Genomic DNA, 13,440 nt, shown 5'->3' on the forward strand with positions numbered 1-13,440 from the left:
CTTTAACAGACACGAAAAAGCCGCCAAGTTAACGTGTTTAACTTAGGCGGCTTTCGTGTTTTTGATGGTTTAGGATTAATTACCCCAAATCATCTCTACAAACTCAGGGTGATCCACAAACGGGTTGCGGTTACCTTGGAATTCAAACACCGCTTGGTTACGGCTAATCTCTTTCGCGCTAACAGGATCGTTTTTGTGCCAACGTTTCAACATGTTCAGCATCCATGGTTCAAAGACAGTCGTTTTCGTGCCGTTCAATACCGCGTCAGAGTTGCTAGAGTTGCTTTCCCAATTGCCAATGACGTTTTCATAGCGCGTCGCCATGTAGAAATACGCACGAGCAAAATCACCTTTGAACTCATCAATAGGCTCAAATACCGTTCCTGAATAGCCCAGAGTAGAACTTGCTGAACCAACTTTTGAGCCATTGCTTGATACGTAAGTGCTGTTACCCACTTCACCAAATGGCCAGTTGCTGCGCTTCGCATTCACATAGCCATCGGTTGCAAACAAGTGGTGACCATCAGAGTTCATCGGTTCAATCTTGCCACCAAACCAGCTCTTAGGGAATGAGTGTTCACGGTTGTAGCAATCGCCTTCAGTTCTGTATTGACCACATTGGTCTGTGACTTTGGTAAAACTTACTGTATCGCTGCCAGATGGTTTTTCAGAATACATATCGAGAATGGAGCCGTCTTTCTCGTAGTAGTTGTCTATGTCCGCTTCTTTCACTAAGGTCCAAATGGCAGAGTAACCGCGCCCTGTGTGATCCTTGATGATGTTAAACAGCGCTGTTTTCAACTCAAAACCTGTTTTGCCTTCTGCGGCTTTATAGTACTCGCCAACTACAGGCGGTGGTGTCGTTGCATCACCAAGGATGAAGTTCGTGGTTTGCGATTTTGTGAATTCACCGCCTGACGCCAACGTGGTTTGACCGAACACTAAGGTGTATGAACCATTACCGTTACTACAACAAATGCCATCACCATAGCTATCACTGATCGTAAATTGGTAGTCACCATTCGTTAAGCACATGGTTTTTTCGTAGGTTTTCGAAGATTCAAAACCTTGGCCTGAAAACAGAACTTGTGACTGGCTATCTTTCAGTTCCCAGCTGGTTTCTGAGCCATAACTGTCGGTGTTCAATGTCAGTAAAACTTCGTTGTCATTACAGCTTTCTACCGGAGGCTGAGTGCCACCATTTTGGTTTGGCTGAAAGTTATCGACATAAACAACTTCGGAACCATCAAAGCCAGATTCATCATAAAAACGTAATCCGACATTGATCGTTTTGTTAGATGATGCAGTGTAGCTATAGGTGATTTGTTGCCACTGATTGGTTTGCTGAGGGTTAGAGTAACCGTGGTATCCATCAACCACCAAACGCGCTTTAACATGACCTTCAGTATGGTAAACCGAGACTGAAAATGGGTAGGTTTTCCCCTGCTCCACATTAATGGTTTGCAAAAAGTCGGTGTTGCTTTGGGTACCTGTATTTACAATCACTTGAGCCGCAAGGCCACCTGAGTTATGCGGATTGCTGGTTGGTGAAACGGCAATACCAGAATCAATCACAGACCACTGCGCTGGCGCATTCCCATTCCATTGTTCAAAGTCTCCATTCAATACCTCAGCATAGGCGATTGGAGAGCAAATGAGAGGTAAGAGGTAGAGGGTTTTCGTTATGGATTTCATTATAATTTTCCATTAGTTATGTAAATCCCCAAGAAGATAAACATAACAATTACACATGGGTAAGCCTTGAATCACAGTTTGACGTTGCATGAATGTGAATATTCTCATTATCGTGCAGCACATCTCACAAACTGCGTACTGTTTCTTTCACTTCTGCATGGACGGTTGTGCTATCAAAAACAAAGAGATGTAAAGAAACAAGGCGGGACCTCAAAGTGGAATATCGCCACTGATGACTAAAAAGAGCGGCATCTTAGACAAAGCGATAAAAAAAGCCAAGTGCGTTTCTATTGGGGTAGAGAACAACACTTGGCTTGGTATGGGTTATCTTGATTGAGAATGACTTATTGAGTGTTTGGCGTCACTTTGAAGAAGCGTCCTTGTAATGATGACATCGGGATCTGGTATTGCCCGTTACTTTGTGTGATTTGTTGGTTAGTGATTAAATCCACCAGCGCTTGATTACTCCCGATTTGCGCTTCTGTCAGCACAATATTGCGGGCACTCTCAAAGGTATTCAAAGCAAATAAGACTTGATCATCGCCAGATGCTTTCAAGTCCACATAACTGCCATTGCTTGCTACCAAGTTAGTGCGACTGCCTTGATACAAAGCAGGATGACCAGCACGCATTTTCATCAATGACTTAACGTAGTTTTTCAGATCAACTTGGTTAGCATCTAAGGTTGCAGTTACGCCTTCAACCTTGGCACTGCTGCGAGCGACATGATCATCACATACGCCACGAACCGCACACGTATTGTTGTCTTCTTTTGCTGCAAAACCATCAACTTGGTCACCGATTTCATCTCCATAATAGAGAGTGATTGGTCCGGTGTAAGCCGCTTGGAATGCAAACGCGGCTTTGTGACGTTGCCAGTATTCAGCATCGTTCACATCTGCTAATCCGCCTCGTTGTAACAAGTCACCAAAACGAACCAGATCGTGATTGCCAATCATCAAGTTTGGCTGAGCATGAGACGGATATTGGTTGTGTGTTTGGTAGCCATTGTCTAGCCAATCCACACCACGACCGCCAACACCGCTCTCATTGACAGCAAGTGCTTCCACCACGCGATAGCGCATTGGGAAATCAAATGCCGAGCACAACGCAGGATCGTCAGCCGCGCCATATGCGTCACTCGCAATTTCTGACTCGCCCTTCCAGATCTCAGCGACCATGTAACCCAGTGGATTCACTTGATCACCTTCCGCGTTGGTGTAAGTCACACTCTGCGAGGCTTCATCCACCGCTTTGCGGATTTGAGTCCATGCGTCGGTTGGGACTTGGTAAGCTTGGTCTAAACGCCAACCATCAATTTTTAGCTCTTTGACCCAGTAAGTCGCGACTTCTTTATAGAAATCCAAGCTTGCTGGATAGTCAACAGGGTTGCTCGAACCAGAAGGTAATAAACCCGATGGAGACGGCTTAATCAACCCTTCTTTGTGATGACCAAACACGCCATCAAAGAAAACATACAAGCCGCGTTTGTGCGCTTCATCAACTAAGGTTCTCGCCGTTTCTAAATCGCCAAAGCGAGGATCAATCTTAAAATAATCCGTAGCAAAGTAGCCCGTTGCATCCAAACGATCGGCCCAATGATCTTGCCCATCAATGGCTTCCGATTCAAAAACTGGCGTCAACCAAATCGCATTCATGCCTAAGTCTTGGATGTAATCAAGCGAATCAATAATCCCTTGAAGATCACCGTTGTGATGGCTGGTGCCGTAACCTGTGCCATGGCCGATATTCGAATCACCATCAACAAAGCTCTCAACCATGATTTGGTAAGTACGAAGCTGATTGCTTTGCTCCATTACATTCGCTTGGCAAGCATAACTTGTATCAGGAAGTGGCGTGCTGCCATTGTCGCTTCCGCCAGAGGAATTACACGCGCATAAAACACCAACCACACTCAAGGCTAAAAGCGATTGGCCAAATAGTTTTTTATATCTTACGTTGCGCATTAAACTCTCCCAAATAAAATTAACCCCAACATGTTTCCCATGCAAGGGTTAATAAATAAAAAACAAATTTTAAATAACTGAATGGAATATTATTGGCATTTAGAAATCATGATCGAGTAAGGAGAGCCATTATCTTTAAACTCCAAGCTCCACACATATTTTCCTGGTTCTTTAATCTCTAATTTCGTATCCGTACCGTAGCCACCATATGTCAACTCATTTAATTGACCAACCGTTAACTTTTTGCCCTTAGCTGTAAATTGTGGCTTCCATTGTTCAGCAGCGTACTGCATTTTATATTTGCCAGCGACTTCATCGGTAACCACTTGATAAACGTTGTTTCCTTTATAGGTTAACTTACGCTGTACAACATGCTTCCAATCGGCATTAGGGAAGCTACCAACAACAAAGATATCTTTAGACAATGGGCCTAATTCTACAGAATCCGGCAGAGCACAGTTTGTCATCATATCAAGGTTTACGCTTGTTAATGCCACCGCATTATTTACTTCATCTTGAGCAGTATTTTCTGATGATGTTGACGAGCAAGCAGATAAGATAGAAACAGCAGCCAGAGTGCATGCTGTATTTATAATTAATTGTTTCACGTTATATCCTTATTTTTATTCAACAATGTACTAATTTAATTAGCACTGGATATATTATGAATCGAAATTAATTAAATTTTAAATATTAATAATGTAATCTGTGAAAAAGATAACTAAATGTACAATAAAAAGCCGACTCTATTGGTCGGCTTTTCTAATTTAATTATTTTGTATTTACTGCTTTAACAAATACTTCTTGCGCACCTTCAATACCTAACGCTTTTGCTTCATCAAGTAAGCTCAACGCTTTAGGAATATCATCTGCTTTCACTGCTGCTTTAATCGCATTGTGGTAGTAAGTTTGGGTTTCAGGTTGCACTGAGTCGACCGACTTAGCCACAACTGGAGCAGCGACTGGTTCACTATTCGAGGAACCAATTGAGAAGAAGCTTACGCGGTCAATCGACACTTCAATCTTACCTGTGTCACCGTTTGGTACTGGAATGTCTTTCACTTCTGGCAAGTAGTTGCCTCGAGCTTCAGCGTCCAATCGCGCTGGGTGAATGACATCAGTAAAACCGCCAAGGTCAGACTGGTCAGTGTAAACAATTAGGTAGACAGAATCTAAACCCACAGGTGGGAAGAAGTCTTTTTCAGCGACTAAACGGTTTCCAAGGTGAAGGCGAGGTTTTGTGTACTCAAATTCCGCTTTGCCATAGTTCTCGATCTCTTTACCGTTTTTATCAACGATTATCGCACGTGGTACAAAAGCCGTATCTTCAATCAGACTGGTAATTTTAATCGCGAACTCACCACGGTCAGCAGGCAGCTCGAATACCGCTACACGGCTGTCGATACCCTGATATTTCAGCACTTGGCTCTGAGAAGTGATGTCTACAATGGCAGAGCTTGGAAGCTTCATTTTCACCGATTGAAGCTCAGATAGAGCGTCAACTTGCTGTGCTTGAGCAACTTGAACTTGTTCGATAACTTCAGTGGATTGGCAGCCAGCAAGCGCGACGCATCCACTTAACATGAGGGCACGGAAGTACATACTTTTTCCTTCTAGTTATTTTTCTAAAGGTTTTTGCACTAAAGCATCTTAGAGTGACTTTGCTGAAACGTCTAACTTTTCAAAACCCCTTAGAAAAATAGCCGACTGATGTCGGCTATTTAAATAGGACAGCTAGATAACTAAGAGATTACTCGATTACCACCAAGCTTCTACTTGGATACCAACAACAAAGTCGTTATCTGTACCAGCAGCTGTTACTACACCAGCGTCATTCTTCACTTCGCCAAAGCTATCGTCTTCTAGATCCATCAGGTAGCTGCCGTATACGCGGATTTCAGGACGAGCCCAGAAGCTGTCACCCATTGCCCATGCTTGAGCTACGGTAAATTTAGCACCACCGAAGTCAACATCATCCACTTCACCAGCATTGTAACCAGCCTCAAAAATAGTACGCATAGTATCGTTCCATTTGTACATTGGACGAGCGACAATTGAGTACTGGCTAGAGTCGTACTTAGCTGTACCTAAATCTGAACCTGCTAGGTAAGCCAACTGGTGACCCATTTCCCAGTTTTCGCCAAGGTTCATAACACCCCAGTTAATAACACGGTAACCGAAGCCATCATTTTGGTCTCCAGAGCGGTCGTAATATGCACCAGCACCCCAGAAGTTTGCCATCTGAATACCGTAGCCAGCTGTACCAACTTGAACTACAGTTTGGTTGAAGCCATTGCTCATGTTTTGGTGAATGATACCACTTGCAAGCAGACCATCATCGCCATCGTATTTGCCATTTTTGCTTTCTGTTGAGAAGTTGTATGCTAGTGCAACCTCAAGAGATGCATCTTCCCAAAGACCAATGTTCGCAAGACGAGCGTCCGCAATGTAACCTGCACCGTTTTCATCTTCACCGTCTTGGATAATTGCTAGAGACAGTTTTTGGTTACCTACAGAAAGGTTTTCGATACCACCACCAGTACCAGAAGTGTTTAGGAAGTAGAAGTCAGTGATGTGGATATCTTTACGTTGGTAGTAAGTTTTACCAGCCCATAGCGTTGCGTCTTTATCAGAAGCGATTAGGCCTTTAGCTTTAACTGCAAATTGTGCAACGTTGAAGTCACCATCTTCCCAGCCTTGAGCACCTTGAACGCCTGATGCAATCATAGACTCAAGACGCCAAGTTTGGTCACCTGTTTTTAGGTCTTCTGCAAAACCAAACTCAGAGTAATTGTCGTCCTCGTTACCTAAACGGCCAACACCGTTTTTCATGAATGACACATCGCCACCACTCTCAGCACTGATACCAGTACCAGCACGGAAGTAACCATTAAAGTCCACTGCGAACGCAGAACCAGCAGCTAAAGTTGCAGCAACAGCCGCTGCAATTGCACTTACTTTTTTCATTCTTAACTCCATTAAGGGTATTTATAATTCTGTCTTCCCTGCTCACTCTTTTAGATACATATAGGCAGTAAAAATGCACCTAAAGAAAGAGAGGTAAGATGGGAACAAGTCCCCGTTTGTTTCAACAGTCTTAAGATTACCCAAGGCGTACAAGGATGACGTCCTCCACCCCAAACTAATTTAGGGGGGATGAGAAGGGATGAGAAAATTTACCGAATGGTGTTTTTACGAGTCAGATCACCAATCTAGGGAGGAATTAGTAAGTTTCTTCAGTTTATGGCCGCTACAAAGTGATAGCCATTTCATATTTTTGTCAAAAATAGGTCGTAGAAAGTAATTTAATTACAGTGATAATTTTCGATATAAGGTGGTTGACCTTAGTAAGACAAAGTTTTTTACTTATAGTTTCTTAAAGGTAGCAATAAAATTAAAAAAAGATTCGCTGATGACACAACTTCACTCTCGCCCATACCCACTCGGCGCAACTGTGAGTAAAGAAGGTTGTAACTTCTCTATTCACGCTCCGAGTAGTAAAGATATTCAACTTGCGCTATTTGCGGAAGACGGTAGCTATGAGCTGCACGACTTGCCAAGCGAATATGCAGGCATTCGTCATACTTTCATCCCAGACATTAAACCGGGGCAAAAGTATGGCTATGTAGTGACACATCAAGACCAACCTTTGCTGATCTCCGATCCTTACGCAAAGTCGATTGATAAAGCCCTTCACTACCAACCTCCCTTCTCCCCTGCAAAAAGCTTTGATATGCCCAAGTGTGTCGTGATTGAAGATAACTTCGATTGGCAAGACACCGATCATCCGCGAATACCACGCGAAGAGATGGTGCTATTCGAAACCCATGTGAAAGGGTTAACTCAACAGCACCCAGAGGTCGCCAGTGATACCAAAGGCCGTTACTTAGGGTTGTCTTCGCCAGAAATGCTGGCGTTTTACAAACAGCAAAACATCAATACGCTGCAATTGCTACCCGTGGCAGCGTGTATGCATGAGCCTCACTTGCTCAAGATGGATAAGGTGAACTATTGGGGTTACAACCCATACTTGTTCATGGTGCCCGATCCACGTTTCGCAGAGAAGGACGCCGTCACCGAACTTAAAACCACCATCCGCGAGCTGCATAAACACGGCATTGAGGTGATTCTTGATGTTGTTTACAACCATACAGCCGAGAGCGGAGAAGGCCCAACCATATTTAACTTGAAAGCGCTCGATCCACGCTTCTATATCAAGCACGGTCAGCACTTTGCTAACTTCACTGGTTGCGGCAACACGGTTGATATGACTTACCAACCTGCACTTAACCTCGTTATGGATACGCTGCGTTACTGGGTCAGCGAATTTAAAGTCGATGGCTTCCGTTTCGACTTAGCAGCGACGTTGGGTCGTCAAGGCGATGATTACAATCCAGAAGCAGCGTTCTTTAAAGCCGTCGCGCAAGACCCCATTCTTCGCGAAACCAAACTGATCGCTGAACCTTGGGACATTGGCCCTAACGGCTACCAAGTGGGTAACTTCCCATTTGGTTGGAACGAATGTAATGACAAACTGCGCGACATCTCTCGCAGCTTCTGGCGGGGTGATCAAGGCTATCTGAAAGAGTTTGCGACTCGCTTGATGGGCTCTCGTGATATCTACAGCGCAGCGAACTGGCCTTATAAACTCACAGTCAACTACATCACGTATCATGACGGCTTCACCTTGCAAGACTTGGTGTCTTACAAACAGAAGCACAACGAGGCGAACGGTGAAGAGAACCGCGACGGCCACGGTGACAACCGCTCGGAAAACTATGGCGTTGAAGGTGAAACAGAGAACCTTATGATCATCGCCACACGCGAAAAGCAAAAGCGCAACTTGATTGCTAGCTTGCTATTCGCGTTCGGTATACCTCATATCCTGACTGCAGACGTGCTATCTCATACTCAAGGTGGTAACAATAATGCTTACTGTCAGGATAACGAAACCAGCTGGTTGAACTGGACAACTTCTGAGCGCAAGCAAGATTTCAAAGCGTGGATTTCACAAATGGTGGCAAACCGTAATCAATATATGGTGCCATTCATTCGTGCTTTTAGTGGTGAAAATCGTAATAACAACCGCATCTTCTGGCGTCGCATTGATGGCAGCTTGATGGAACACGACGATTGGAACCGTTTAAGCTCGGTAGCGCTGCATCTAGGAATTGGCAAAGAAGGACAAGAGTTGGTGTACTTGATCAACCAAACCAACGCGCCAGCGCGTTTCAAGCTGCCAAGTGAGCGTGGTCAAGAGTGGGTAACGGTGTGCGATACCAATGTACGCAACCTAAACCCAGGTCATGCAGAGGGCGAGGTACTGCTTTCTCCGACTTCGATGGCCATTTTACATTATCAGCCAACTAAAAAAGCTTAGCTGACCCAAACCGCAGCTTATTCCCACAAACTCTGATAAACCCAGCAACACGCTGGGTTTGTTTTATCGACATTTCGAGTAGAGATCCATCAACTGGGCCAAATAGCACACCATACGCATTGATACGCAAATGAAACTAATCTAATATTGCTATCCAAATCACATTTATAATATCTACAACGTAATTTGGCATCATGGCTTTACCTAAATTCTTAATCCGCATTCTGCGGCCTTACCTGTTACTCCTCGCAGGTGTTATGGTCTATCTGGCCTATGCTCAGTTGGTCGATTCTGAGTCGATGGTTTATCGGCAATCTCAAACCAATATCATCACCGCCGAGCGGCTGATCCACTCTCAAATCGAAGCCGCTTTCAGCAAATTTTACCTATTAGAAACCGCGCTAAAAGCCAGCAAACAAGATCTCAATGATCCTGATTTCCGCGAGCTAAGCCAAGGCATCATCGATTACTCACCACAGTACTCCAACATTCTCTACACCACGAAAGATAGCAACATGGCTTATGGTCTTTCTGGTCAAATAAAACAAGCAGATACCAGCAAGATCTTATGGCATAAGCTGGATACCGTCAGCGACAAATTCTCTATCTCTTCGCTATATCAAAACCCGCAGCAACGCTGGGTCTTCGCGATAAAGCACGATAACCCAGACCTTAAATACCAACTTTGGCTGGAGTTCGATCTTCTCCACACCACTCAGCAATTACGTGGCCTTAAAACTTTGAACAAAGGTTATGTGTTCGTGGTAGACAGAGACACCGAGCGCTTAGTATTTCATCCTGACCCAAGTCGAATTGGTGACCCTTCCGTCAGCTATCATGGCGGTATCAGTGACAAAGTTGCAACGGGGCTGCTGTTTGGTAAACACGAGTACTATTACCAAGATAACTTTAAGATCTCGGTCTTCGATGCAGACAACGGCTTGAACTGGGTGTTTGTCGCAGGGACAGACCGTGCCGATATCCTCAACAGCAGCTATCCATTTACCCTTACCGCAGGTGTGATTGCTTCCCTGTTGGCACTCGCAATTGGCATTAACTATCTAACCTATCAACTGCATTTGTCACTCGCGCGCTTAAATGGCACAGACAACGTGGGCGACTTTAAAACCCAACTTAAGCGTGTATTAGATCGTTTCTGCTTCCACAAAGGCATACAGTTCTGTGTCTACGACAGCTTAAATCACAGCTTCTACACCCTTGATTACCATGGCAACAAGAAGCTCGTTTTAACCGACGCTAAACTTGCGGCGCGTTTCTCCCCAATTGCTTTGACATACCGCAGTAAGAAGTACGGCGACGAGCTGACGAAAAAGCTCAAGATCAACAGTAATCACTACTGCATTCCTTTATTTGATGGGCGAGAGCTGCTTGGCGTGACTTACGTCAGTTGCCGATTCCCAACCTACAAATGCGTGCTCAGTTTGATTCAGAACTACGCCCAAGTTGCGTTGGCAAACCTGAAATTGCATGACCGTTTGCGCCATCAAGATCCAATGACACAGCTCGAAAACAAAGCGTGTTTAGCAGCAAAAGTGTCGAGAGAGCTTCATTCAGAGAACCGTTTTATCGCGATGGTCGATATTGATAACTTCAAATACATCAACGATAAATTCGGCCACCCAGTCGGTGATTTAGTTATCCAAAAGACCGCAGAAGTGATGCGCGATTGCTTCCCTAAACCAAAAGGGATTTGTTTAGCGCGCTATGGTGGTGAAGAGTTTGCCATCGTGTTCCAAGCCAATGACGAGTTTGATGCCAAACATCAGCTTGATAACTTCCTAACCGCGCTGCAAAGAAGCCATCTCACATTGGGTTGTGGCGATGTGCGATTTACGGCAAGTGTTGGGTTTACACCATTAGAGACCAGCTATCACCATGTAGTGGAGCAATCTGACAAAGCACTTTATCAAGCAAAAAGATTGGGCAAGAATCGCGTCTGCCATCTCAAAGCAGCATAGCGAATTTCTTACGAAAAACGACAAAGCCAGAGCAGATATCGCTCTGGCTTTTTTATCTCTATTACAATCAGTTAAATCACAAAGCCTGACACGACACTTCTCTCTTTCCTCAGTCTTTTGACCGATTCAAATTCTGCCTCGAAACACCCTCTCGTTAATCAGTTCTGAACAGGTGTTTATTTTTCTTTGATTTAACTTAACGGCTCTCATCAATAACCTTAAATGCATCAGGGGATTGCACGAAGCCAATTGAAAATGAAAGAACTGGACGATTACGTAGAGCAGATAAATTTAGACCTGACTAGCGAGATGTTAGAAGAGCTAGGTTGGGTCAGCGATAACGTCCATCAAGTTCTTTATTGGGTTATTGCCGCCATCCTATTCGTTGTATTGATTTGGGGTATTTTCTCATGAAGGCATCCAATCCATCTTATGGTCAGGTTTATTTGGTTGGAGCAGGCACAGGCGATGCGTCGCTGCTTACCATTAAAGCATTTCGTCTGCTTAATCGCGTTGATGTCGTGCTTTATGACCATCTGGTTTCGGAAGAAGTCTTGGACGTCATCCCACGAAAAACCCTAAAGATCTGCGTGGGTAAACACTACGGTAAGTGTTCGCAAACGCAGGCAGAAATCAACGAAATGATGAAGGGCTACGCAATCACAGGTCTGACGGTATGTCGCCTAAAAGCGGGCGACCCGTTTGTATTTGGTCGAGGCGGTGAGGAAGCGACCTATTTAACACAGCAAGGCATCAACTATGAGGTTGTACCGGGTGTAACTGCGGCACTTGGATGCTGCGCTTACGCGGGGATACCGGTCACTCATAGACAAGTTTCGAGGAGTGTCACCTTGGTAACGGGACGAAACTGTAATGATGCTAGCGAACCGAATTGGAGCGCACTCGCCGCCATCGACCACACCCTAATTTTCTACATGGGGCTACACAAAGCAGAAGCGATCGCAGACAACCTCATTGCTCACGGTCTCGCGCCAGATACACCTTGCGCCATCGTCAGCAATGGAACACGAGAAAATCAAAACAAGATCGTTACTACCTTAGCCGGACTGTATGAAACCTGCAAAACGCAAAAACCACCACTGCCAGCAATCATAGTGGTGGGAGACGTGGTTTCCCTTTCACAGTCACTGGAATGGTTTGAGTCCACCGCCGAGCCCTGTTTAGAACGCACGATTCACTAGTTTTTGAAAATAACGAGATAGAACAATGCCTAAGTTTTTAACTACTCAGCAAATGGGTTCGGCGATCGAGGCGTTACGTCAGAGCTATAAGGTGATGGCGCCTGTGTCAAAGCTTGTGCGCACCACGCAGTAGATTGCTTGTCACTCAAAGACGGTAAAGCGGTGAAGGAAGAAAGCAAATGCATTGGCTACGGCGAATGCGTACTTGCTTGCCCAACACTGGCTTGGCATCGAGATCCAAAACAATTCTACATGGTCAAACTGGGCGGTCGAACTTCGAAGAAGACCCCTCGCGTTGGCAAGATGTTCCTTAATTGGGTAACGGAAGACGTCCTACACCCTGTCATCGACAATCTGTTCGAATTTGAAAAAGAGATGTTGGGCGGTAAGCCGATTTACCTCCACATGGAACATCTAATTGATAAAGGCGGCTACTTGCGTTTTAGAGAGCGCGTCTTAGATGGCGTTAGCCTAAATCCGGAAGCCAAAGTCGCCGAACGTATGTATTGGGCAGAAGATGAATACGTAGCGAACATGCACGTGAAATAGGCAATCTGCCTCCATATTATATTTTGAGCACTCGCATTTGGGCTCCAAGCCAGAATGGGCGGTTTCATTCTGGCTATTTTTACTGTTTCCCGCTCCCTTCCAAAGCCTGAAAAATCTCATTTTGGGATCTTTAATAGGGACTCTCCTCGCAAAACCTAATACATAGTAACGCCTAGTGTTACTTTTAGTCTTGTGCGTTATGACTTGTTCAGCATTGATGGTGCCGTTCGCTCGACTCAGGCAATCTTCCTCTCAACCAAGGCTCATCCCAACAAACAAAACCAGAGCCAAGATACCATTTTGAGAGTCACCACTATGAAAGCCATCAAATCAATCATCATCGCACTACTGTTTACATCGACACTTTCTGGCTGCGTTTCAACGCCCGGTCACTATCGCTTGGCACCCAACGTTCGTCCTACTTTGATGAATGCCAATATCAACGTTCAACCACTGGTTAACACCGCAGTCTCCGTTGGCAAAGTCGTACTGCCTTATGCGATATCAGCGGGACATGCTTACGTTAATACGCCTTACTTCTTATTGCGATAAACCCGCCAAACCCATGACGGTCACAACGACAAAAAACAAAGCCGATGCTTCTCAGTACATCGGCTAATTATATGGTCCGCCTCACTCTCAAGCCCTACGCTTAGAGTAGGCTCTCA

General features: G+C 44.9%; 10 protein-coding genes and 1 pseudogene. 6 read left to right on the forward strand and 5 right to left on the reverse strand.

The genetic code is table 11. The features are described from left to right. Positions 1-75: 75 nt before the first annotated feature. The 5 genes from GXP65_RS08335 to lamB all read right to left on the reverse strand — a co-directional run bounded on the left by GXP65_RS08335 (position 76) and on the right by lamB (position 6,629). Positions 76-1,695, reverse strand: coding sequence for an endonuclease (locus GXP65_RS08335; RefSeq protein WP_162092528.1), 1,620 nt, complete (start codon positions 1,693-1,695; stop codon positions 76-78). A gap of 344 nt (positions 1,696-2,039) precedes the next feature. Then, positions 2,040-3,662, reverse strand: coding sequence for an alpha-amylase family glycosyl hydrolase (locus GXP65_RS08340; RefSeq protein ID WP_162092529.1), 1,623 nt, complete (start codon positions 3,660-3,662; stop codon positions 2,040-2,042). A gap of 89 nt (positions 3,663-3,751) precedes the next feature. After that, a complete protein-coding gene (locus GXP65_RS08345; protein WP_346265900.1) occupies positions 3,752-4,270 on the reverse strand; it encodes a glycosidase in 519 nt (172 codons plus the stop codon). Between the two features lie 163 nt (positions 4,271-4,433). Further along, positions 4,434-5,264 (reverse strand): MalM family protein, encoded by an 831-nt coding sequence (locus GXP65_RS08350; RefSeq protein WP_005429214.1) that lies wholly within the window; start codon positions 5,262-5,264, stop codon positions 4,434-4,436. A 156-nt stretch (positions 5,265-5,420) separates the two neighbouring features. After that, positions 5,421-6,629 (reverse strand): maltoporin LamB, encoded by a 1,209-nt coding sequence (lamB, locus tag GXP65_RS08355; RefSeq protein WP_162092530.1) that lies wholly within the window; start codon positions 6,627-6,629, stop codon positions 5,421-5,423. 445 nt (positions 6,630-7,074) lie between these two features. On the opposite strand from lamB, the gene glgX reads away from it, so the two are divergent. From glgX to GXP65_RS08380, 6 genes and pseudogenes are all read left to right on the forward strand, one after another. After that, entirely contained in the window at positions 7,075-9,042 is a 1,968-nt protein-coding gene (gene glgX / locus GXP65_RS08360; RefSeq protein ID WP_162092531.1) for a glycogen debranching protein GlgX, read from the forward strand. Positions 9,043-9,299: 257 nt separating this feature from the next. Next, complete coding sequence (locus GXP65_RS08365) at positions 9,300-11,021, forward strand: diguanylate cyclase (RefSeq protein WP_162092541.1); 1,722 nt, start codon at positions 9,300-9,302, stop codon at positions 11,019-11,021. Between the two features lie 255 nt (positions 11,022-11,276). After that, positions 11,277-11,435, forward strand: coding sequence for a hypothetical protein (locus GXP65_RS25030; protein WP_009706538.1), 159 nt, complete (start codon positions 11,277-11,279; stop codon positions 11,433-11,435). After that, positions 11,432-12,223: a uroporphyrinogen-III C-methyltransferase gene (cobA, locus tag GXP65_RS08370; RefSeq protein ID WP_162092532.1), complete on the forward strand. Its 792-nt coding sequence runs from the start codon at positions 11,432-11,434 to the stop codon at positions 12,221-12,223. Before GXP65_RS25030 ends, cobA begins: the two co-directional genes overlap by 4 nt. Before the next feature lie 75 nt (positions 12,224-12,298). After that, positions 12,299-12,772, forward strand: a pseudogene (locus tag GXP65_RS08375) (sulfite reductase subunit C); the annotation flags it as partial. A 315-nt stretch (positions 12,773-13,087) separates the two neighbouring features. Next, positions 13,088-13,324: a hypothetical protein gene (locus tag GXP65_RS08380; RefSeq protein ID WP_005449600.1), complete on the forward strand. Its 237-nt coding sequence runs from the start codon at positions 13,088-13,090 to the stop codon at positions 13,322-13,324. The last annotated feature ends 116 nt before the right edge of the window (positions 13,325-13,440 follow it).

Origin of the sequence: Vibrio sp. LB10LO1 (assembly GCF_010092875.1) — a bacterium.
Lineage (GTDB): Bacteria > Pseudomonadota > Gammaproteobacteria > Enterobacterales > Vibrionaceae > Vibrio > Vibrio campbellii.